Raw genomic sequence first — 22644 nt, 5'->3', positions numbered from 1 at the left:
GATCCGGGCCCCAGTACCCGGTCGGCTACCCGACCGAGGCGACCGGGCGCATCGCGGGGACGGTGGTGGCACCCGTGGCAGCGGTCAGCCAGACCCGGCTGCCCTCGGCCAGCCCCAGCGAGCGGGCGTGGGTGCGGGTCATCACGACGGTCACGTCGTCACCGCCGTCGGTGGTCACCGTGGCCCGCACCTCGAAGCCCACGCGCAGCAGCCGGGTGACCGCGCCGGGGGTTGCGCCCGCAAGCAGAGGGGACACCGACACGTCGATGTCGTGCGGCCGCAGCGTGACCCCGCCGAGCCGGGTCACCTCCCCCAGGAAGCCCATGACGAAGTCGTTGGCCGGCTCGTCGTACAGCGTGTCCGGCGTGCCGACCTGCTCGACGCGACCGTCGTTGATGACCACGATCTCGTCGGCGACCTCGAGCGCCTCCTCCTGGTCGTGGGTCACGAAGACCGTGGTCACGTGCACCTCGTCGTGCAGCCGGCGCAGCCAGTCCCGGAGCTCCTTGCGGACCTTGGCGTCGAGGGCGCCGAACGGCTCGTCGAGCAGCAGCACCTTGGGCTCGACCGCGAGGGCGCGGGCGAGTGCCATCCGCTGGCGCTGGCCACCGGAGAGCTGGGAGGGCAGCCGGTGTGCGAACTGCTGCAGGTGCACCAGCTTGAGCAGCTCGTCGACCCGCTCGGCGATCTCGGCCTTGGATCGCTTGCGGATCTCCAGGCCGAAGGCGACGTTCTTGGCGACCGTCATGTGCTTGAAGACGGCGTAGTGCTGGAACACGAAGCCGACGTTGCGCTTCTGGGGCGGCAGCTTCGTGGCGTCGACACCCTCGATGCTCACCGAACCCCCGTCGGCGCTGTCGAGGCCGGCGATGATGCGCAGCAGCGTGGACTTGCCGCCGCCCGACGGGCCGAGCAGGGCGGTCAGCTGCCCGGTGGGCAGCGTCACGGAGACGTCGTCGAGGGCGACGAAGTCACCGAACTTCTTGGTGACGCCTGAGACTTCGATGCTCATGGTGGACTCCTTGCGAAAGATTCAGTCGAGAGGTCAGTGGGTCTTCTTGGGGCGCAGGAAAGCGACGACGACCAGGCACGCGATACTCACGAACGCCAGCAGGAACGAGGTGGCGTACGCCGTCCCTTGCTCGAAGTTCTGGTACTTCCCCTCGACGACGAGGGTCGCGGTCTGGGTGCGGCCGGTGTAGTTGCCGGACAGGATCTTCACCGCGCCGAACTCACCGAGCGACCGGGCCGTGCTCAGCACGACGCCGTACACGACAGCCCACTTGATGCTGGGCAGCGTGATCCGCAGGAAGGTCTGGCGAGCACCGGCGCCGAGGCTGCGCGCCGCCTGCTCCTGGTCGTCACCGATCTCCTGGAGGACGGGGACGACCTCGCGGATGACCAGCGGCAGCGCCACGAAGCAGGTGGCCATGATCATGCCCGGCGAGTCGAAGACGACCTGGTAGCCGTTGGCCTCCAGCGTCGGGCCGAACCAGCCGTCGCGGCCGTTGTAGACCAGCAGCAGGGCCAGGCCGACGACGACCGGTGAGACCGACAGCGGCACGTCGATCAGTGCGGAGAGCACCCGCTTGCCGGGGAACTCGTAGCGCACCAGCAGGACGGAGATGGTCACTCCGAAGACCAGGTTGATCGCCACCGCCCAGAAGGCGACCATCACGGTCAGCTTCAGGGCGTTCACGATGTCCGGGTCGGCGAAGGTGTCGGCCAGGTTGGTCAGGCCGTCCTCGAAGGTGTGCTGGACGACGAGGCCGACCGGCCAGGCGACCAGCAGGAACACGTAGCCGAGAGCGAGCAGGCGCAGCGCCCACTTCACGGGACGGGACACCTCAACCACGACGCGCCACCCTCCGCTGGACGAGGTCGAGGGCCACGATCACGAACAACGCGACGGCCAGCATGATCGAGGCGAGTGCAGCCGCCCCGGCCTTGTTGCCGTTCTCGATGAACGTGAGCACCCGGACCGACACGACCTCGGTCCTGTAGGGAAGGTTGCCGCTGAGCAGCACCAGGGAGCCGTACTCCGAGATGGCCCGTGCGAAGGACAGCGCCGCGCCCGCAGCGATCGCGGGGGTGAGGCTGGGCAGGATGATCCTGCGGAAGATCGTCGTACGCCGGGCGCCGAGCGAGGCTGCGGCCTCTTCGACGTCCCCCTCGAGCTCCTCGAGGACCGGTTGGACGGTGCGCACGATGAACGGGAGCGTCACGAACGCGAGCGCCAGGGTCACGGCCCGCTCGGTGTTCGCCCAGTGCAGGCCCAGCGGGCTCTCGGGCCCGTAGAGCGAGAGCAGCACCAGTCCGGCGACGATCGTCGGCAGCGCGAACGGCACGTCGATGATGACGTCCAGCACCGTCTTGCCGGGGAACCGGTCGCGGACGAGCACCCAGGCGATGACGGTGCCCGTCACGACGTTGACGAGCGTGATCAGCACGGCCTGGGTGACGGTCAGCCGGATCGCGGCCCACGTCTGTGGGTTGCTGAGCGTGGTGACGTACTGGTCCCACCCGCCGGAGCCGGCGGTGGCCACGATGGCGGCCAACGGGATGAGCACCAGCAGGCTGAACCAGACCATGGAGATGCCCAGGCCCAGGGCCGCTCCTCTGGTGAGCGTGTTTCTCGGTGTCGAGCGACGCGCGCGCCGGAGCCGGCGTCCCGTGGGGGACGCCGGCCCGGGCGCAGGGCCCTCGACCTCGTCGAGGGTCGCGGTCATTCCTCGCCCACCTTGCCCGTCTCCTGCTGGAGCTCGGTGACGATGCCCAGGGGGTCACCGTCCTCGCCGGTGCCGAAGTACTTGTCGGCGGTGGCATCCCAGCCCCCGAAGGTGTCGTCGATCGTGAACAGCTTGTCGGGCGTGGGGAACGGGTCCGAGGGATCGTTGGCGCCCTCGACCTCGGGGATGTCCACGCCGTCGACGACGGGGCGGAACCCGGACTGCGCGTAGTCGGCCTGAGCCTCGGGGGTGGTGAGGAACTTCAGGAACGCCTCGGCGGTCGGGTCGGCGTCCTTCGTGACCGCGGCCGGGTTCTCGATCAGCAGCGTGTCCGGCGGGACGATGTAGTCGACGTCGGCGCCGCCCTGCTTGGCGAGGATCGCCTCGTTCTCGTAGGAGAGGAGAACGTCGCCGTTTCCCCCGGTGAAGGCGGTGGTGGCGTCACGACCACTGCTGGGCAGCGCGATCGTGTTGTCCAGGAGCTTGGTGAGGTACGCCTTCGCCTCGGCCTCGGAGCCACCGTTGCCGGTGATGTGCGCCCAGGCCGCGAGGATGTTCCACCGCGCCGAGCCGGAGGAACCCGGGTTCGGCGTGATGATGTCGACGCCCGGCTCCACGATGTCGTCCCAGGTACGGATGTCGTCGGGGTTGCCCTTGCGAACCACGAACACCACCACCGACGAGGTGGCGATGCCCTTGGTGGGCGTGTCCTTCCAGCTCTCGTCCACGAGGCCGTCCCCGACCAGGCGGGTCACGTCGGTCTCCAGGGAGAAGTGGACGACGTCGGCGGCGGCACCGCTCTCGACCGCACGGCTCTGGTCACCCGAGGCGCCGTACGACGTGTTGAACTCCGCGTCCTTGCCCTCCTCGGTGTTCTGGAAGTCCTCGAAGACCGGCTTGTTGGCTGCCTCGAGCACCGAGTAACCCATCAGGTCGACGGTGTCGGCGGAGTCGCTGCCGGCCGCCGTGGAGCAGCCGGTCAAGGCCAGGGCCCCGGTGAGCGCGGCCACCGCAACCTTGATCGTCGTGTTCATCGCATCTCTTTCCCGCCCCGCGGACCGGGGCCTTACTAGGTAATGTCAGGCAGACTACTCGACTTAAGTAATTCAATGTCATTAGGGCCGGCGTGTCGCGCGTCACGGGTCCAGCACGGGAGACGAGTTCGGTCAGGCGGGGGGCCCGACTATCGTGGGAAGTCGTGTCGCCGACCGCTCCGGCGGCGACCGCCGGAACATCGAGGGAAGTGGCGCGTGGTGTCCAAGCAGGTCAAGCAGCTGGATCGGGTGATCATCCGGTTCGCCGGTGACTCCGGCGACGGCATGCAGCTCACGGGTGACCGGTTCACCCAGGAGTCGGCCGCGTTCGGTAACGACCTCTCGACGCTGCCCAACTTCCCCGCCGAGATCCGCGCGCCCCAGGGCACGCTCCCCGGAGTCTCGTCGTTCCAGGTCCACTTCGCCGACCACGACATCCTGACCCCCGGCGACGCCCCCGACGTGCTGGTGGCGATGAACCCGGCCGCGCTGCGCGCGAACCTGGGCGACCTGCCCAAGGGCGCCACGGTCATCGTGGACACCCACGACTTCACCACGCGGAACCTCACCAAGGCCGGCTACACCGCCAACCCGCTGGACGACGACTCGCTCGCCGACTACGCCCTGCACCCGGTCGACCTCACCGGCCTGACCGTGGCCGCGGTCAAGGAGTTCGGGCTGTCCCGCAAGGACGCCGCCCGTGCCAAGAACATGTTCGCGCTCGGCCTGCTGTCGTGGATGTACGGCCGCCCGGTCGACTCCACGATCGCGTTCCTCCAGCGCCGCTTCGCCAAGGTCGCGGACATCCGCGACGCCAACATCACGGCGTTCAAGTCCGGGTGGAACTTCGGCGAGACCACCGAGACCTTCGCGGTCTCCTACGAGATCAAGCCGGCCCCGATGCCCGCCGGCACCTACCGCAACATCACCGGCAACCTCGCGCTGGCCTACGGCCTGGTCGCCAGCGGGGTCCGCTCCGGCCTGCCGGTCTTCCTGGGGTCCTACCCGATCACCCCGGCCTCGGACATCCTCCACGAGCTGTCCAAGCACAAGGCCTTCGGCATCACCACCTTCCAGGCCGAGGACGAGATCGCCGGCATCGGCGCCGCCATCGGGGCCTCCTTCGCCGGCAGCCTCGGCGTCACCACGACGTCGGGCCCGGGGATCGCGCTGAAGTCGGAGGCCATCGGCCTGGCCGTGATGACCGAGCTCCCGCTGCTCGTCGTCGACGTCCAGCGCGGCGGACCCTCCACCGGACTGCCGACCAAGACCGAGCAGGCCGACCTGCTCCAGGCGATGTTCGGCCGCAACGGCGAGGCCCCGGTGCCGATCGTGGCGCCGCAGTCGCCCGGTGACTGCTTCGACGCCGCCCTCGAGGCGGCCCGGATCGCGGTCACCTACCGCACCCCGGTGATGCTGCTCTCCGACGGCTACCTCGCCAACGGCTCCGAGCCCTGGCGGATCCCCGAGATCGACGACCTGCCCACGATCGACCCCGACTTCGCCACCGGGGCCAACCACCCGCTCGAGGACGGCGAGTCCGACTTCTGGCCCTACCTGCGCGACGAGGAGACCCTCGCCCGGCCGTGGGCGATCCCGGGAACGCCCGGTCTCGAGCACCGCATCGGCGGCCTGGAGAAGGGCGACGGGCACGGGAACATCTCCTACGACCCGGCCAACCACGACTTCATGGTCCGCACCCGCCAGGCCAAGGTGGACCGGATCGCCGACTCGCTGCCGCCCCTCCAGGTCGACGACCCCAGCGGCCAGGCCCGCGTGCTCGTGCTCGGGTGGGGCTCGACGTACGGGCCCATCGGCGCCGGCGTACGTCGGGTGCGCAAGGCCGGCTACCACGTCGCGCAGGCCCACCTGCGCCACCTGAACCCGTTCCCGAAGGACCTCGGCGAGATCCTGGAGCGCTACGACAAGGTGCTGGTGCCCGAGATGAACCTCGGCCAGCTCTCGATGCTGCTGCGCGCCAGGTACCTCGTCGACGCCGTCGGCTACAACCACGTCCGCGGTCTCCCCCTGAAGGCCGCCGAGCTCGCCGAGGCGATCGGCGAGCTGGTCGCCCAGGCCGAGGGCGTCGACGTGGACCTCACCGCACCCGCCGAGGAGGCGATCTCGTGACCAGCACGGAGCTGCCCTTCCCCGGCCTGCGCTCGGGCGTCGAGCTGGTCCCGACCACCGACACCCCGCAGACCGGCAAGGAGTTCACCAGCGACCAGGAGGTCCGCTGGTGCCCGGGCTGCGGCGACTACGCCGTGCTCAAGGCGGTCCAGGGCTTCCTGCCCGAGCTCGGCCTGCGCCGGGAGAACATCGTGTTCGTCTCCGGCATCGGCTGCTCCAGCCGCTTCCCGTACTACCTCGACACCTACGGGATGCACTCGATCCACGGGCGCGCCCCCTCGATCGCGACCGGCATCGCCACCGCGCGCGAGGACCTCTCGGTGTGGGTGGTCACCGGTGACGGCGACGCCCTCTCCATCGGCGGCAACCACCTGATCCACGCGCTGCGCCGCAACGTCAACATGACGATCCTGCTGTTCAACAACCGGATCTACGGGCTCACCAAGGGCCAGTACTCACCCACCAGCGAGCCCGGCAAGATCACCAAGTCGACCCCGATGGGCTCGCTGGACCACCCGTTCAATCCGGTCTCGCTCGCCCTCGGCGCGGAGGGCTCCTTCGTCGCGCGCACCATCGACTCCGACCGCAAGCACCTGACCTCGGTGCTCTCCGCGGCGGCCGCCCACCGCGGCACGTCGTTCGTGGAGATCTACCAGAACTGCCCGATCTTCAACGACGGCGCCTTCGACGCGATCAAGAACAACGACACCAAGGCCGACGCGATCATCCCGCTCGTCCACGGCGAGCCGATCCGGTTCGGTGCCGAGGGCGGCAAGGGCTTGATCCGCGACGGCAAGACCGGCGGCGTCAAGGTCGCGGAGGTCGCCGACGTCGGCGAGGGCGCGCTGCTCGTCCACGACGCGCACAACCCCGACCCGTCCACCGCGTTCGCGATCTCGCGGCTGACCGACTCCGGGTACCTCAACCAGTCCCCCATCGGCATCTTCCGCCAGGTCGAGCGCCCGACGTACGACGACCAGGCCCGCGCCCAGATCGGGACGGCCAGCCAGGCGGCGCCCGGTGCCCCCGACGAGCGGCTCGCCGCACTGATCGGCGGCGGCGACACCTGGACCGTGGTCTGACCCGGTCCCCGAACAGGTAGGGCCCCCACCGCACTGAAGCGGTGGGGGCCCTTCTTCGTCGGCGGTGGCGAGCCCGCCCGCGACGCTCACATCGTGTAGGTGTACCAGACGTCGCTGTAGGACTTGCGGTAGTTGTTGGTCTTCGGCGTCACCGCGCGGAAGTACCACTTGCCGGTGCGGGGGGCACCGACCTGGCACTTCCAGTTGCCGAGATCGGTCGAGCGGACCTTCTGGTAGAGCTTCCAGCTCCCGCCCTTGCCGACCCGGCGCTCGATCCTGACGATCTTGTTCGCATACTTCGGGGCGCCCTTGACCTTCCCCTTGAAGACGATCTTGTGGGCGCTCACCTTGACCATCTTCGAGGTGATCTCGCGCGGTGGGAGGGACTCCCTCGGAGCGGTCGTGGACGCGGTGCCCGTGCGGCCGGCAGCCGGCTCGTGCCCGGTGGCCGCCGTGGCCGTCGACGCGGTGGCGAGTGGTGCGAGACCGGCCATCGCGAGGCCGATGACGCCGGTGATGATGCGGTTCATCCGCATGTCGTTCCCCCTGTGGTTCGTGGAGCACCGGTGAGGTGCACCGTGACCCTCCCCACTCCCGTCCCATCCAAAACTTGCGTACCGCCGGGCCGCGGCGGCCCGGCGTACGGCGCTGCCTATGCTTGGCCGGTGACGGACTCCCGACGTGGCTTTCTGCTGGGAGTCGCGGCGTACTCGATGTGGGGCGCCTTCCCCCTCTACTGGCCGCTCCTCGAGCCGGCCGGCGCCGTCGAGATCCTCGCGCACCGGATCCTCTGGTCCCTGGTCACCATGGGCGTCATCGCCGTGGCGCTGCGCCGCGGCGCCCGGGTCCGGGCCCTGTTCGCCGACCGCCGAACCCTCACCCTGCTGTCCCTCGCCGCGGTCGTGGTCACCGTGAACTGGGCGACCTACATCTGGGGCGTCAACAACGGTCGCGTCGTCGAGACGTCGCTGGGCTACTTCATCAACCCGCTGGTCACGGTGCTGATGGGGGTCTTCATCCTGCGGGAGCGGCTCCGCCCGCTGCAGTGGGTCGCGATGGCCGTCGCTGCCGCCGCGGTGGGCGTGCTGACCCTGGACTACGGCCGGCTGCCCTGGGTCGCGCTGATCCTGGCCTTCTCCTTCGGCAGCTACGGGCTGGCCAAGAAGACCGCCAACGTCGGCGCGATCGACAGCCTGGTCGTGGAGACCTCGGTCATCGCTCCCGTCGCCGCGGTGTACGTCGGGTGGCTCGCGGTGACCGGGCAGTCCAGCTTCGCCGCGCACGGGCCGGGCCACACCCTCCTGTTCGTCACCACCGGCATCGTCACCGCGATCCCGCTGATCTGCTTCGGCGGCGCCGCGATCCGGGTGCCGATGGTGACGCTGGGGCTGCTCCAGTACCTCGCGCCGATCTTCCAGTTCGCCCTGGGCGTGCTGTGGTTCCACGAGGACATGCCCGCGGGCCGGTGGATCGGCTTCGGCCTGGTGTGGATGGCCCTGGCGCTCTTCACCGTCGAGGCCGTGACCCACCGGCGCCGTCAGCTGCGGCTGACCGTGGAGGCCAGCGCCGTCTGACCCCGCCGAGTCGGCGCAGTTGTACCCCGGCAACCGGTCGAGTCGGCGCAGTTGCACCCGGGCACCCGGTCGAGTCGGCGCAGTTGCACCCGGGCACCCGGTCGAGTCGGCGCAGTTGCACCCGGGCACCCGGTCGCGCGGCGTCAAACTGCGCCGACTCGACCTGCTCTCAAACTGCGCCGACTCGGCTTGCTCTCGGGGTCAAACTGCGCCGGGTCGGCGTGGGCTCGGTCAGGTGGAGCGGATGGCCACGATGTCGGCGAAGGCCTCGAGGGCCCCGCGGACCGGGCCCGCGGGCAGCACGGAGAGCAGGGCCTTGGCCTCCTGCGCCCGGGCCACGACGTAGGCGCGGGCCTCGTCCATGGCCGGGTGCTTGCGCAGCAGGTCCAGCGTCTCGGCATGCAGGCCGTCGTTGGTGAGGTCGGACTCCAGCAGCTCCAGCAGCCGGGCGTCCTCGGGGTCCGTGGACGCGCGCGCCATCAGCACGGGCAGGGTCGGCACCCCCTCGCGCAGGTCGGTCCCGGGCGTCTTGCCGGACTCCCCCGACTCCGAGGCGATGTCGAGGATGTCGTCGGAGAGCTGGAAGGCGCAGCCGACGACCTCGCCGTACGACGCGAGCGCCTCCTCCACCTCCCGGCTGGCGCCGCCGAAGCGGGCGCCGTAGCGCGCGGAGGTGGCGATCAGCGAGCCGGTCTTGCCGGCGACCACCTCGAGGTAGTGGGCCAGCGGGTCCTCATCGGGGCCCGGCTTCACGGTCTCGAGGATCTGGCCCTCGACCAGCCGGGTGAAGGTCCGGGCCTGGATCCGCACCGCGTCGGCCCCGAGCTCGGCGGTCAGCTCCGAGGACTTCGAGAACAGGAAGTCGCCGGTGAGGATCGCGACCAGGTTGTCCCAGCGGGCGTTCGCGGAGACCGCACCCCGGCGCAGCTCGGCCTCGTCCATCACGTCGTCGTGGTAGAGCGAGGCGAGGTGGGTGAGCTCGACGACGCAGGCGGCGGTGACGACCTCGTCGGAGTCGGCACGGTCACCGGTCTCCGCGGCGAGCAGCACCAGCAGCGGCCGGAACCGCTTCCCGCCGGCCTCCATCAGGTGGCTGGCGGCCTGGGTCACGAAGCCCGCGCGGCTGCGCACGTGCTCCTGCAGGGCGTTCTCGACCACGCTCATGCGGTCGCGCAGCCGTCCGGCCAGAGCGTCGTCCGCTACGGGTAGCGCCAGTCCGGCGGCGGCAGATCCTGTCGTCACCTGACGAATTGTCCCGCATGTGCGGCGAGGGTGAGAACCGGGCCGGGCACGACACCCAGGACGAGGGTCGCAAGGACCCCCACGCCGATGGTCCCGCTGGTCAGCAGCGAGGGCCTCGTGACCGCGGCGACCTCGCCGCCGGCGACCCCGTCACCGTCCACGAAGAACATCAGCACGATGACCCGGACATAGAAGAAGACGGCCACGATGCTGCACAGGACGGCGGCGATCACGACCGGCCAGGCGCCCGCCGCGAGCGCCACCGTGAAGACGGCCCACTTGCCGATGAAGCCGGCCGTCAGCGGGATGCCCGCCATCGAGAGCAGGAAGAACGCGAACAACGCGCCCATCAGCGGTGACCGTCGCCCGATCCCGGCCCAGCGGGCGAACTGGGTCGCCTCACCGCCGGAGTCGCGGACCAGGGTGACGACCGCGAAGGCGCCGATCATCGCGAAGCCGTACGTCGTGAGGTAGAACAGCACCGCCTGCAGCGACGTCACCTCGCCCGAGGTCATCTCCGAGGCACTCTGCACACCCAGCACGCCGGTGAGCAGGAAGCCGGTGTGGGCCACCGAGGAGTACGCCAGCATCCGCTTCACGTCGGTCTGCACGACGGCGAGCACCGCGCCGACCACCATCGTCAGCACCGCGACCACCCACAGCATCGGCTGCCAGGTCCAGCGGTCGGACCCGAACGCGACGTAGAGCAGCCGCAGCATCGCGCCGAAGGCGGCGATCTTGGTGCAGGCCGCCATGAACGCGGTGACCGCGGTGGGGGCGCCCTGGTAGACGTCGGGGGTCCACGCCTGGAAGGGGGCGGCGCCGACCTTGAACAGCAGGCCGACCGCGAGCATGCCCAGGCCGATGAGCAGCAGGGTGCGGTTGCCGGCGTCGTTGCGCACCGCCTCGTTGATCTCCGAGAGCTGCATCGAGCCCGCGAAGCCGTAGACGAGCGCGACGCCGTAGAGGAAGAAGCCCGAGGAGAACGCGCCGAGGAGGAAGTACTTCATCGCCGCCTCCTGGCTGAGCAGGCGGCGCCGGCGGGCCAGGCCGCAGAGCATGTACAGCGGCAGCGAGAGCACCTCGAGGGCCACGAACATCGTCAGCAGGTCGTTGGCGGCCGGGAAGAGCATCATCCCGCCGACCGCGAACAGCAGCAGCGGGTAGACCTCGGTGTGGTCCAGGCCCTTGGCGTACGCCTGGCGCTCGGCCTCGGAGCCCGGCAGCGCCGCGGCCTGGCCGGCGAAGGCGGAGAGGCCGCCCTCCAGCCGGCGCTCGGCGAACAGCAGCACCCCGCCGACCGCGAAGACCAGGATCAGCCCCCAGAAGAACACGGTGGGGCCGTCGACGACGATGGTGCCCTCGGCGGCGATCAGGCCCCGCGCGACGCCCCCGCCGAGCGAGGTCTGGTCCGCCGCGACCAGGCAGGTGGCGACCAGGGCGGCCACGAGACCGGCGACGGTCAGGATCGTCTGCACCACGTAGCGCCGCTCCCGGGGCAGGAACGCCTCGACGAGCACCCCGGCGCAGGCGACGCCGAAGACTATGAGCATCGGCGAGAGGTCGCCGTACTCGATGTGGGGCTTGTCGAAGCCCGCTGTCGGGTCGGTCACGGCACCGATAAGTGCCCCCATGACAGAGACGTTCACTGCTGGCCTTCCTCAGCCGAGTCGTCACCCGCGGCAGGTACGACGGGTGCTTGGTCGCTCACCCCGACGTGCTGGAGCAGGGCGTCGACGGTGGGGTTGCTGACGTCGAGCAGGGGCATCGGGTAGAAGCCGAACAGCACCAGCCCGAGCACCAGCGGCGCGATCGCGCCGACCTCGCGCCGGTTGAGGTCCGGGGTGTCGGCGACACCGGGCACGCCCGGGCCGGTCATGGTGCGCTGGTACATCCACAGCACGTAGACCGCGGCCAGCACGATGCCGCTGACGGCGACCGTCCCGACCCACCAGTGGTAGTCGAACGCCGAGATCAGCACGAGGATCTCGGAGACGAACTGGCTCAGTCCCGGCAGGCCGAGGGTCGCCAGGCCGGCGACCAGGAACAGCCCGGCCAGCACCGGTGCGGACTTCTCGACCCCGGTGATCCCGCTGATCAGCGAGGTCCCGCGCCGCTTGATCAGGTAGCCGGCGAGCAGGAACAGCGCGGCGGTGCCGATGCCGTGGTTGACCATGTAGAGGATCGACCCGGAGGCGCCCTGCGAGCTGAACGCGAAGATGCCGAGCGTGATGAAGCCGAAGTGGCTCAGCGACGTCAGGCCGATCAGGCGCAGGATGTCGTCCTGGCCGATGGCGATGAGCGCGCCGTACACGATCGAGATCAGCGCCAGCGTGACCACCACGGGGGTCGCCCACTGCGAGGCGTTCGGGAACAGCCCGAGGCAGAACCGGAGCATGCCGAAGGTGCCGATCTTGTCCAGCACGCAGACCAGCAGCACGCTGGTGCCGGGCGTGGCCCGCTCGGTGGTGTCGGCGAGCCAGGTGTGCAGCGGGAACAGCGGCGCCTTCACCGCGAAGGCGATGAAGAAGCCGGCGAACAGCCAGCGCTCGGCGCTGGTGCCCATGTCCAGCTGGGAGAGGTCCGAGAGGAGGTACGACGGGGTCCCCTCCTGGGCGGACACGACGTACAGGCCGATCACCGAGGCGAGCATGATCAGGCCGCCGCCGAGCTGGTACATCAGGAACTTCAGCGCCGCCATCGCGCGGCCCGCGCGGCCGAAGCCGCCGATGAGGAAGTACGCCGGGATCAGCGTGGCCTCGAAGAACACGTAGAACAGGAAGACGTCGGTGGCCGAGAAGACCATCAGCGAGAACGACTCCAGCGCCAGCGCCCAGCCGAAGAACGCGGCTGGGTTGCGGTCGTCGGCGTCGTGCCACGAGCCGACGATGACGACCGGCACCAGCACGACCGTGAGCAGGATCAGCAGCAGGCCCAGCCCGTCGACGCCGAGGGCGTAGTGCACCCCGAACGCGCTGATCCAGTCGTGGTCCTCGGTCAGCTGCATGCCGCCGCCGGTGTCGTACTGCGCGGCGATCGCGACCGCCACGGCAAGCGTGACCACCGAGACGGCCAGGGCGAGCTGCTTGGGCAGCGCCGCTCCGCGCGCCTTGGGCACGAACGCCACCGCCGCGGCGCCGACGAGCGGCACCAGCGCCAGGACCGTGAGCCAGGGGAACTGGTTCATGCGAGGTTCACCGCCAGGAGGGCCAGGACGACGAGCAGGACGCCGCCGAGCAGGGAGAGGGCATAGGACCGGACGAAGCCGTTCTGGACGCGGCGCAGCTGTCCGGCGACGGCTCCGATCGCCACCGGACCACCGGTGAGGGCCCCGTCGACGCCGTAGCGGTCGACGGCGAGCAGCCCGCCGACCAGGTGCCGGCCCGGGTCGACGACGAGGCCGTCGTTGATGGCGTCGCCGTAGAGGTCGTTGCGTGCCGCCCGGGTGACGAACGAAACGTCCTGCGGCGCGGTGCGCGGTACGTCGCGCTTGCCGACGAGGAACCACGCCAGGGCCACCCCGACGGCCACCACCGCGACCGCGATCGCCGTGATCGCGAGGGCCGGCAGCGGCGGGTCCTCGTGGACGGGGGTGCCGACCACCGGGGCGAGGAAGTCCACGATCCAGTCGTTGAGCAGCATCACGCCACCGAGCACGGACAGCGCGGCCAGCACGATCAGCGGGATCGTCATGATCTTGGGCGACTCGTGCGGGTGGACCCCCTTCTCCCACCGCTTGTCGGTGAAGAAGGTGAGCAGCATCAGGCGGGTCATGTAGAAGCCGGTGACGCCCGCACCGAGCAGCGCACACAGCCCGACCAGCCAGTTGTCCGCCAGCGCCGTCTCGATGATCTTGTCCTTGGACCAGAACCCGGAGAAGCCCGGGAAGCCGATGATCGCGAGGTAGCCCATCGTGAACGTCAGGAACGTGACGGGCATGGCCTTGTGCAGCAGGCCGTAGTGGCGCATGTCCACGTCGTCGTCCATCCCGTGCATGACCGAGCCGGCACCGAGGAACATGTTGGCCTTGAAGAAGCCGTGGGTCAGCAGGTGGAAGATCGCGAACGCGTAGCCGGCGACGCCGAGCCCGGCGCCGAGCATCATGTAGCCGATCTGGCTCATCGTGGAGCCGGCCAGGACCTTCTTGATGTCGTCCTTGGCGCACCCGATGATCGCGCCCCACAGCAGCGTGACCACGGCGACGACCACCACGGCCGTCTGCGCGTTCGGCGCGAGGTCGAAGATGAAGTTGGACCGGACGATCAGGTAGACGCCCGCGGTCACCATCGTCGCCGCGTGGATCAGGGCCGAGACCGGGGTCGGGCCCTCCATCGCGTCGAGCAGCCAGGCCTGCAGCGGGACCTGGGCCGACTTGCCGCAGGCGCCGAGCAGGAGCAGCAGCCCCAGCACGGTCAGGGTCGCCTCCGACGCACCGTCCGCGTTGGCGCTGATCACCGTGAAGCTGGTCGAGCCGAAGGTGACGAAGAACAGCATGATCGCCAGGGACATGCCGATGTCGCCGACCCGGTTGATGACGAAGGCCTTCTTCGCCGCGGCGGCCGCCGAGGGCTTGTGCTGCCAGAAGCCGATCAGCAGGTACGACGCGAGGCCGACGCCCTCCCAGCCGAGGAAGAGGCCGAGGTAGTTCTCGGACATGACCAGCATCAGCATCGCGGCCACGAACAGGTTGAGGTAGCCGAAGAAGCGACGCCGGCGCGGGTCGTGCTCCATGTAGCCGATCGAGTAGACGTGGATCAGCGAGCCGACGCCGGTGATCAGCAGCAGGAACAGCGCCGAGAGCGGGTCGTAGAGCAGGTCCATCCCGACGTCGAGGTGGCCGACCTGCATCCACTGGTAGACGTGCTGCGAGACCTGGCGGTCCGCGGAGTCACGACCCAGCAGCTGGAGGAACATCACCAGGCTCAGCACGAACGAGCCGATCGGCAGCGCGGTGCCGAGCAGGTGTCCCCACCGGTCGGTGGCGCGGCCACCGAGCAGCAGCACCGCGGCGCCGGCGAGCGGCAGCGCGATCACCAGCCAGAGCAGCGAGAAGACACCGCTCGCGGACGTGGGGTCCACCACGGGGATGCTGTGGGCAGCCTCTTGGAGCGCCAGCATGTGGGCAGTCATCAAGCGCCTCTCGCTCTCAGTACTTCAGCAGGCTCGCGTCGTCGACCGAGGCCGAGCGACGGGTCCGGAAGATGGTCATGATGATCGCGAGCCCGACGACCACCTCGGCGGCGGCGACGACCATCACGAAGAAGGCCGCGATCTGGCCGTCGAGGTTGCCGTGCTGGCGCGCGAAGGCGACGAGCGCGAGGTTGGAGGCGTTGAGCATCAGCTCCACGCACATGAACACCACGATGGCGTTGCGCCGGGTCAGCACCCCCACGCAGCCGATGGTGAACAGGATCGACGACAGCACGATGTATGGCGTGACGCTCATCGCTGCTCCTCCTCGCTGCCGGTCGCGGCCGGGCTGGTGCGGCCCGCATGGGGGGCGTCACCTATCTGGCGCTGCAGCTCCTCGATGTCGTCGGCGAGCGCGGGGGCCGAGCGGACCGTGCCGCGCGCGGCGAGCACGCGGGAGACCGACGCCTCCGACGCGGTGCCGTCGGGCAGCAGGGCCGGGGTGTCCACCGCGTTGTGCCGGGCGAACACGCCCGGGGGCGGCAGCGGTCCGGGGTGCGTGCCCTTGTCGGCGTAGTCGCGCATCCGCTGCGCGGCCAGGGCGGCCTGGGTCGGCTTCGGCGTGAGCCGCTCGCGGTGCGCCAGCACCATGGCGCCCATGGCGGCGGTGATGAGCAGCGCGCTGGTGGTCTCGAAGGCGAAGACGTAGCGGGAGAACAGGATGTTCGCGAGGCCCTGGATGTTGCCCTCGCCGTTGGCGCCACCGAGGCCGACGCCGGTGCCCAGCGAGATCTGGCCGACCCCGAGCACCAGGACCAGGCCGAGCAGCAGGCCGCCCACGATCGCCAGCGCCCGCTGGCCGCGGATCGTCTCGACCACCGAGTCCGAGGCGTCGACGCCGACCAGCATCAGCACGAACAGGAACAGCATCAGGATCGCGCCGGTGTAGACGATGATCTGCACCGCGAAGAGGAACGGCGCCTCGAGCACGGCGTACAGCACGGCCAGGCTGATCATCACCACGGCCAGCAGCAGCGCCGCGTGCACGGCCTTGCGGACGAACAGGATGCCCAGGGCGGCGATCACCATGATCGGCGCGAGGATCCAGAAGGCGGTCACTTCTTCTCCCCTGCGGGTGCGGGCGCGGGCGCGGCGTACGCACCGCGGTAGTAGTCGCCCTCGTCGTCGCCGAGCCGCATCGGGTGCGGCGGCTGCTCCATGCCCGGCAGCAGCGGCGCGAGCAGGTCGGACTTCTCGTAGATCAGGTCGGCGCGATTGTCGTCGGCCAGCTCGTACTCGTTGGTCATCGTCAGCGCGCGGGTCGGGCAGGCCTCGATGCACAGCCCGCACAGGATGCAGCGCAGGTAGTTGATCTGGTAGACGCGGCCGTACCGCTCGCCGGGGCTGAAGCGCTCCTCATCGGTGTTCGAGGCGCCCTCGACGTAGATCGCGTCGGCCGGGCAGGCCCAGGCACACAGCTCGCAGCCGATGCACTTCTCCAGCCCGTCCGGCCACCGGTTGAGCTGGTGCCGGCCGTGGAACCGCGGAGCGGTGGGCATCTTCTCGAAGGGGTACTGCTCGGTGACGACCTTCTTGAACATCGTCCTGAAGGTGACCCCGAATCCCGCGATCGGGTCCCAGAACTGCTCCTTGAGGCCGGGGGACTGCGACTCCGAGCTGGACATCAGATCTCCTCACCAGAGGCGGCGACGGTGGAACGGGCCGGGAAGGACAGCGGCTGCGCGGCACCGCGCACCGGTCCCCCGGCGGGCATCGGCGGCACGGGGAAGCCGCCGGCGTGGGCGTCGACCGGCTCCGCCGAGGCCGGCTCGGGCTCCTCCTCCTGCTCGCCGATGAAGAACAGCGCGAGGAACAGCACGGCGAGGACGCCGATCCCGATCAGGAGGTACTGCCGGTTCAGGCCGCCCTCGAGCGAGATCGACCGGATCGTCGCGACGGCCACGATCCACACCAGCGAGATCGGGATCAGCCGCTTCCAGCCGAACGCCATGAACTGGTCGTAGCGCAAACGCGGCAGCGAGCCGCGCAGCCAGATGAAGATGAAGATGAAGAACAGCACCTTGCCGAAGAACCACAGCAGCGGCCAGTAGCCCTCGTTGAACATCCCGTCGTTGATCTTCTCGATGCCCCAGGGCGCGGCCCAGCCGCCGAGGAACAGCGTGGTCGCCAGCGCGGAGACGGTCGCCATGTTGATGTACTCGGCGAGGAAGAACAGCGCGAACTTCAGCGAGGAGTACTCCGTGTGGAAGCCGCCGACCAGCTCGCCCTCGGCCTCGGGGAGGTCGAACGGCGCCCGGTTGGTCTCCCCCACCATCGAGATCGCGTAGATCACGAACGACGGCACCAGGATCAGGGCGTACCAGAAGTCCTTCTGCGCCTCCACGATCTCCGAGGTCGACATCGAACCGGCGTACAGGAAGACCGCGACCAGGGCCAGGCCCATCGCGACCTCGTAGGAGATCATCTGCGCGCTCGAGCGCAGGCCGCCGAGCAGGGAGTACGTCGAGCCGCTGGACCAGCCGCCGAGCACGATGCCGTAGATCCCGATCGAGGCGATCGCGATCACGAACAGCACCGCGACGGGCATGTCGGTGAGCTGCAGCGGAGTCTCGTGGCCGAACATGCTCACCTCCGGACCGAACGGGATGACGCTGAAGGTCACGAAGGCCGGGATGACTGCCAGGACGGGGGCGATCAGGAAGACCGCCTTGTCGGCCGCCTTCGGGATGATGTCCTCCTTCAGCGCCAGCTTCACGCCGTCGGCCAGCGACTGCAGCAGCCCGAAGGGCCCGTTCACGTTGGGGCCGATCCGGTGCTGCATCCGGGCGACCACCCGGCGCTCCCACCAGATGTTGAACAGGGTCAGCAGCACCAGCACCAGGAAGATCGTCACGACCTTGATCACGATGATCCACCACGGGTCGTGGCCGAAGTCCTCGACGGTGGGGTACTCGACCATCGGGACGATGCCGCTGATCGATCCCAGGCCCTCGGTGATCGAGCTTGTCGAGATCACTGTTGGCATCACTGGGCGGCTCCCTTCAGCGTGACGGTGCTACCGGGTGAGGCGAGGTCGGCGAGGACGCCGTGGCGGACCGAGCCGGCAGGCACCCAGACAACGTCGTCGACCATGCCCTCGGTGGGCACGACCGGCAGCGACATCTCGCCGCGGTCGCCGACGAGGACACCTTCGTCGCGGACCGACTCGGGCAGCGCGGCGTACGTCACGGGGCTGACGCGGGCGACCGGCTTGCGCGCCGTGGCACGCAGGGCCGGGTCGCCGTCCTGCATCGACCCGTTGTCGATCATCTGCTTCCAGGTGGCCAGCCTGAGCGCTCCGGCTGGGGCCTCGGCCGGCTGGGCGGTCCGGGGTGCCTCGGCGGACGTGGCCCGGTCGCCGTCCCACGGACCGATCTCGTCGATCTGGGCGCGGACCTCGGCCACCGTGCGGAAGCCGAGCGGGCTCCCCTGGCCGAGCTCGGCGAGCTCCTCGGCGATGCCGGCGAGCACGCGGAGGTCGGGCAGCGAGCGTGGGTTGTCGAGGACCGCGTCGAAGGCGCGGTGGCGCCCCTCCCAGGTGACGAAGGTGCCGGCCTTGTCGACGGCGGGCGCGACCGGGAAGACCACGTCGGCCGCGCGGGTCACCTCGGTCTCGCGCAGCTCCAGCGCCACCACGAACGACGCCGCGTCGATCGCGGCGCGGGTGGCCGCCGGGTCGCTGGTGTCGTCGGGGTCGACGCCCCCGATGACCAGGCCGCCGAGCTCGCCGGACCGCAGCGCCGCCACGATCCCGTCGGCGTCGCGCCCGGGGGCCTCGGGCAGCCCGTCGACGCCCCAGTCCGCGGCGACGTCGACGCGGGCCGCGGGGTCGGTGACCGGGCGGCCGCCGGGCAGCAGGTTGGGCAGGCAGCCCATCTCGACCGCGCCGCGGTCGCCCGCGCGGCGGGGCACCCAGGCGAGCCGGGCGCCGGTGGTCCGGGCCAGCTGGGCCGCGGCGCCCAGGGCGCCGGGCGAGGTGGCGAGCCGCTCGCCCACCAGGATCACGCCGGTGGCGTCGAGCCCGAAGTCGCTGTGCGTGCCGAGCGCCTCGAGCGCGGTGGCCTCGTCGCCCGGCGCGGTCGCGACGAGCTGGCCGTTCATCTTGGACAGGCCGCGCGAGGCGTACGGCGCGATCGACACGACCCGGGTGCGGTGGTGCTGGGCGGCCTTGCGCAGCCTCAGGAAGATCGCCCCGGCCTCGTCCTCGGGCTCGAGCCCGGCCAGCACCACCGTGGTGGCGGTCTCGAGGTCGCCGTAGGTCACCGGCGCGGACAGCACGACCTCGGCGGCGAGGAACGCGGCCTCCTCCGCCGACAGCGGGCGAGACCGGAAGTCGACGTCGTTGGTGCCGAGCGCGACGCGGGCGAACTTGCTGTAGGCGTAGGCGTCCTCCAGCGTCACCCGGCCGCCGGTGAGCACGCCGGCGGCGCCCGCGGCACGCAGGCCACGGGCCGCGACCGCGAACGCCTCGGGCCACGACGCGGGGCGCAGCGAGCCCCGCCCCCCATCTGGCAGAGCGTCGCGGACCTGCGGGTAGGCCAGCCGGTCGGGCTGGTTGGCGTAGGTGAACGCGAACCGGTCCTTGTCGGTGATCCACTCCTCGTTGACCTCGGGGTCGTTGCCGGCGAGGCGGCGCATGACCTTGCCGCGCCGGTGGTCGACCCGGATCGCCGAGCCGCACGCGTCGTGCTCGGCGACCGAGGGCGTCGAGACGAGGTCGAACGGGCGGGAGCGGAAGCGGTACTCGGCGCTGGTCAGCGCACCCACCGGGCAGATCTGGATCGTGTTGCCCGAGAAGTAGGACTCGAACGGCTCCTTCTCGTAGATACCGACCTGCTGCAGGGCGCCGCGCTCGATCAGCGCGATGAACGGGTCGCCGGCGATCTGCTCGGAGAAGCGGGTGCAGCGGGCGCAGAGCACGCACCGCTCCCGGTCGAGCAGCACCTGCGCCGAGATGTTGATCGGCTTGGGGTAGGTGCGCTTGACGCCCTCGAAGCGGGACTCGCCGCGACCGTTGGACATGGCCTGGTTCTGCAGCGGGCACTCCCCGCCCTTGTCGCAGACCGGGCAGTCCAGCGGGTGGTTGATCAGCAGGAACTCCATGATCCCCTGCTGCGCCTTGTCGGCGACCGGGCTGGTGGCCTGGGTGTTGACGACCATGCCCTCGGCGACCGTGATGGTGCACGAGGCCTGCGGCTTGGGGAAGCCGCGGCCGTTGCCGGCGTCGGGCACGTCGACCAGGCACTGGCGGCAGGCGCCCACCGGGGCCAGCAGCGGGTGGTCGCAGAACCGCGGGATCTGGACGCCGACCTGCTCGGCGGCCCGGATCACCAGGGTGTCCTGGGGGACGCTGACCCGGACCCCGTCGATGGTGAGGGTGACGAGGTCCTCGGAGACCGGGGTGCTCGCCCCGGCCTTCTCCGGCGTGGTCGTCATGCGGGGTCCTCGCGAAGTTGTTCGATGGAGGAGCGAAGCGGGGGAAGTGAAGAACTTCGTGGGGTGCTCATGCGGTTGCTCCCGAGGTCGCGAAGACGGTCGAGGCGGCGGGGTCGAAGGGGCACCCGCCGTGGGTGAGGTGCGCGACGTACTCGTCACGGAAGAACTTGATCGAGCTGGTGATCGGGCTGACCGCTCCGTCGGCGAGCGCGCAGAACGAGCGGCCCAGGATGTTGTCGCACTGGTCGAGCAGGAGGTCGAGGTCGGCCTCGCTGCCCTGCCCCTTCTCCAGCGCGGCCAGCACCTGCACCAGCCACCAGGTGCCCTCGCGGCACGGCGTGCACTTGCCGCAGGACTCGTGCTTGTAGAACTCCGTCCAGCGCAGCACCGCGCGCACGACGCAGGTGGTCTCGTCGAAGATCTGCAGGGCCCGGGTGCCGAGCATCGAGCCGGCCGCGCCGACGCCCTCGAAGTCGAGGGGGACGTCGAGGTGCTCGGCAGTGAGCATCGGGGTGCTGGAGCCGCCGGGGGTCCAGAACTTCAGCTCGTGGCCCTCGCGCATGCCGCCGGCGAGGTCGATCAGCTGGCGCAGCGTGATCCCCAGCGGGGCTTCGTACTGGCCGGGCCGGGTGACGTGGCCGGAGAGCGAGAAGATGCCGAAGCCCTTGGACTTCTCGGTCCCCATCGAGGCGAACCAGCCGTGGCCGTTGGCGATGATGCTGGGCACCGAGGCGATCGACTCGACGTTGTTGATGACCGTCGGGCTGGCGTAGAGGCCGGCCACGGCCGGGAACGGCGGGCGCAGCCGGGGTTGGCCACGCCGCCCCTCGAGCGAGTCGAGCAGCGCGGTCTCCTCGCCACAGATGTAGGCGCCGGCGCCGGCGTGGACGACCAGCTCGAGGTCGTAGCCCGAGCCGTGGATGTCCTTGCCGAGGTGGCCGGCCAGGTAGGCCTCCTGCACGGCGCGCTGGAGGCGGCGTACGACGTGGAGCACCTCGCCGCGGACGTAGATGAAGGCCCGGTTGGCGCGGATGGCGTAGGAGCTGATGATCACGCCCTCGATCAGCGTGTGCGGGCTCGCCATCATCAGCGGGACGTCCTTGCAGGTGCCCGGCTCCGACTCGTCGGCGTTGACCACGAGGTACTTCGGCTTCGGGTTGTCCTGCGGGATGAAGCCCCACTTCATGCCGGTGGGGAAGCCGGCGCCGCCACGACCCCGCAGCCCGGAGTCCTTGACCTCCTCGATCACCGCGGCCGGCTCCATGCCGAAGGCCTTGTCCAGCGCGCGGTAGCCGCCGCGCGCCTCGTAGGCCTCCAGCGTCCAGCTCCGGTCCTCGCCCCAGTTGTCGGTGAGGACCGGGGTCAGCATGTCCGTCCCTGCGTCACTCATCGGGCGTCGTCCCCCTTCGCCGGGTTGTCGAGGTGCTTGGCGTCAGCAGGCGACTCGTCGACCCTGGTCTCGGTCTCGGCCCGCGAGGTGTCGGCGGACTCGGCCGCGCTCTTGCGGGAGCCGGTGCCGGCGACGGCCGCGCGGCCCTCGACCTCGGGCGCGGTCCAGCCGTTCTCGCGCGCGATGTCCAGGCCGACCAGCGAGGCGGGGCCCGCGGAGGGGCCCTCGTCGGCACGGTCGTCGGGGAAGCCGGCGAGCACCCGCTCGGCCTCGCGCCAGGTGCAGAGGCGGGCACCGCGCGTGGAGGACACCTCGACGCCGGAGCGCAGGTCGTCGACCAGCTGGGTGGCCGACTGCGGGGTCATGTCGTCCATGAACTCCCAGTTGACCGTCATCACCGGTGCGTAGTCGCAGGCCGCGTTGCACTCGATGTGCTCGAGGGTGATCTTGCCGTCGGCGGTGGTCTCGTCGTTGCCGACGTCGAGGTGGTCCTTGAGCCGCTCGAAGATCGCGTCGCCGCCCATCACCGCGCACAGCGTGTTGGTGCAGACGCCGACGTGGTAGTCGCCGACGGGCTTGCGCTTGTACATCGTGTAGAACGTCGCCACGCCGCTGACCTCGGCCGCGGAGATGCCGAGGACCTCGGCGCAGGCCTCGATCCCCTCGGGGGTGATCCGGCCCTCGGCGGACTGCACGAGGTGCAGCATCGGCAGCAGGCCGGAGCGCGCCTCGGGGTAGCGGGCGGCGATCTGCCGCAGCTCGTCGAACGTCGTGGCGTCGAGGCCGCTGGTCTGAGTCATCGGGGTCCCCTCGGAGTCGTGAGCGGAGGGAGCGAAG

Annotated in this window: 19 protein-coding genes; 3 read left to right on the top strand and 16 right to left on the bottom strand. The window is 70.3% G+C overall.

All coding sequences use genetic code 11. The annotated features are described in order from the left end of the window. Positions 1-25: 25 nt before the first annotated feature. From ABD268_RS14170 to ABD268_RS14155, 4 genes are read right to left on the bottom strand one after another with little or no spacing between them, the layout of a single operon-like run. A complete protein-coding gene (locus ABD268_RS14170) occupies positions 26-1012 on the bottom strand; it encodes a sulfate/molybdate ABC transporter ATP-binding protein (protein WP_344153261.1) in 987 nt (328 codons plus the stop codon). A 33-nt stretch (positions 1013-1045) separates the two neighbouring features. Beyond that, positions 1046-1855, bottom strand: coding sequence for a sulfate ABC transporter permease subunit (locus ABD268_RS14165; RefSeq protein WP_344153258.1), 810 nt, complete (start codon positions 1853-1855; stop codon positions 1046-1048). Then, positions 1848-2729 (bottom strand): sulfate ABC transporter permease subunit CysT, encoded by an 882-nt coding sequence (gene cysT, locus ABD268_RS14160; protein ID WP_344153255.1) that lies wholly within the window; start codon positions 2727-2729, stop codon positions 1848-1850. The genes ABD268_RS14165 and cysT overlap by 8 nt, the downstream gene beginning before the upstream one ends. After that, a complete protein-coding gene (locus ABD268_RS14155; RefSeq protein WP_344153252.1) occupies positions 2726-3763 on the bottom strand; it encodes a sulfate ABC transporter substrate-binding protein in 1038 nt (345 codons plus the stop codon). Before ABD268_RS14155 ends, cysT begins: the two co-directional genes overlap by 4 nt. Positions 3764-3982: 219 nt before the next feature. On the opposite strand from ABD268_RS14155, the gene ABD268_RS14150 reads away from it, so the two are divergent. Both ABD268_RS14150 and ABD268_RS14145 read left to right on the top strand, forming a co-directional pair. After that, positions 3983-5893, top strand: a complete 1911-nt coding sequence (locus tag ABD268_RS14150) for a 2-oxoacid:acceptor oxidoreductase subunit alpha (RefSeq protein ID WP_344153249.1) — start codon at positions 3983-3985, stop codon at positions 5891-5893. Continuing rightward, complete coding sequence (locus tag ABD268_RS14145; RefSeq protein ID WP_425573729.1) at positions 5890-6975, top strand: 2-oxoacid:ferredoxin oxidoreductase subunit beta; 1086 nt, start codon at positions 5890-5892, stop codon at positions 6973-6975. Before ABD268_RS14150 ends, ABD268_RS14145 begins: the two co-directional genes overlap by 4 nt. Before the next feature lie 86 nt (positions 6976-7061). Here ABD268_RS14145 and ABD268_RS14140 read toward each other — a convergent pair whose 3' ends face one another. Then, positions 7062-7505, bottom strand: a complete 444-nt coding sequence (locus ABD268_RS14140; protein WP_344153247.1) for a hypothetical protein — start codon at positions 7503-7505, stop codon at positions 7062-7064. 135 nt (positions 7506-7640) lie between these two features. On the opposite strand from ABD268_RS14140, the gene rarD reads away from it, so the two are divergent. Beyond that, the gene (rarD, locus tag ABD268_RS14135) at positions 7641-8549 is read left to right on the top strand and encodes an EamA family transporter RarD (RefSeq protein ID WP_344153244.1); all 909 of its coding nucleotides are present in this window, start codon (positions 7641-7643) and stop codon (positions 8547-8549) included. Between the two features lie 231 nt (positions 8550-8780). Here the strand turns inward: rarD and ABD268_RS14130 are convergent, their stop codons facing one another. The 11 genes from ABD268_RS14130 to nuoE form a co-directional block, all read right to left on the bottom strand. Further along, a complete protein-coding gene (locus tag ABD268_RS14130; protein WP_344153459.1) occupies positions 8781-9713 on the bottom strand; it encodes a polyprenyl synthetase family protein in 933 nt (310 codons plus the stop codon). Between the two features lie 74 nt (positions 9714-9787). Beyond that, positions 9788-11425: an NADH-quinone oxidoreductase subunit NuoN gene (nuoN, locus tag ABD268_RS14125; protein ID WP_344153456.1), complete on the bottom strand. Its 1638-nt coding sequence runs from the start codon at positions 11423-11425 to the stop codon at positions 9788-9790. A gap of 11 nt (positions 11426-11436) precedes the next feature. Continuing rightward, positions 11437-12978, bottom strand: coding sequence for an NADH-quinone oxidoreductase subunit M (locus ABD268_RS14120; RefSeq protein ID WP_344153241.1), 1542 nt, complete (start codon positions 12976-12978; stop codon positions 11437-11439). Continuing rightward, a complete protein-coding gene (gene nuoL, locus ABD268_RS14115; protein WP_344153238.1) occupies positions 12975-14921 on the bottom strand; it encodes an NADH-quinone oxidoreductase subunit L in 1947 nt (648 codons plus the stop codon). Before nuoL ends, ABD268_RS14120 begins: the two co-directional genes overlap by 4 nt. 16 nt (positions 14922-14937) lie before the next feature. Beyond that, positions 14938-15237, bottom strand: a complete 300-nt coding sequence (gene nuoK / locus ABD268_RS14110; protein ID WP_180935411.1) for an NADH-quinone oxidoreductase subunit NuoK — start codon at positions 15235-15237, stop codon at positions 14938-14940. Then, a complete protein-coding gene (locus ABD268_RS14105; protein WP_425573732.1) occupies positions 15234-16010 on the bottom strand; it encodes an NADH-quinone oxidoreductase subunit J in 777 nt (258 codons plus the stop codon). The genes nuoK and ABD268_RS14105 overlap by 4 nt, the downstream gene beginning before the upstream one ends. Before the next feature lie 26 nt (positions 16011-16036). After that, positions 16037-16606 (bottom strand): NADH-quinone oxidoreductase subunit NuoI, encoded by a 570-nt coding sequence (nuoI, locus tag ABD268_RS14100; protein ID WP_344153231.1) that lies wholly within the window; start codon positions 16604-16606, stop codon positions 16037-16039. Then, positions 16606-17901: an NADH-quinone oxidoreductase subunit NuoH gene (gene nuoH / locus ABD268_RS14095; RefSeq protein WP_344153453.1), complete on the bottom strand. Its 1296-nt coding sequence runs from the start codon at positions 17899-17901 to the stop codon at positions 16606-16608. Before nuoH ends, nuoI begins: the two co-directional genes overlap by 1 nt. A 65-nt stretch (positions 17902-17966) precedes the next feature. Further along, positions 17967-20417 (bottom strand): NADH-quinone oxidoreductase subunit G, encoded by a 2451-nt coding sequence (locus ABD268_RS14090; RefSeq protein WP_344153228.1) that lies wholly within the window; start codon positions 20415-20417, stop codon positions 17967-17969. A gap of 67 nt (positions 20418-20484) precedes the next feature. Continuing rightward, a complete protein-coding gene (gene nuoF / locus ABD268_RS14085) occupies positions 20485-21807 on the bottom strand; it encodes an NADH-quinone oxidoreductase subunit NuoF (protein WP_344153225.1) in 1323 nt (440 codons plus the stop codon). Then, on the bottom strand, positions 21804-22607 hold the full coding sequence (gene nuoE, locus ABD268_RS14080) for an NADH-quinone oxidoreductase subunit NuoE (RefSeq protein WP_425573728.1): 804 nt from the start codon (positions 22605-22607) through the stop codon (positions 21804-21806). The genes nuoF and nuoE overlap by 4 nt, the downstream gene beginning before the upstream one ends. Between the last annotated feature and the right edge of the window lie 37 nt (positions 22608-22644).

Origin of the sequence: Nocardioides koreensis (assembly GCF_039531775.1) — a bacterium.
Classification (GTDB): Bacteria; Actinomycetota; Actinomycetes; order Propionibacteriales; family Nocardioidaceae; genus Nocardioides; species Nocardioides koreensis.
This window is presented reverse-complemented; position numbering and strand designations above follow the sequence as displayed.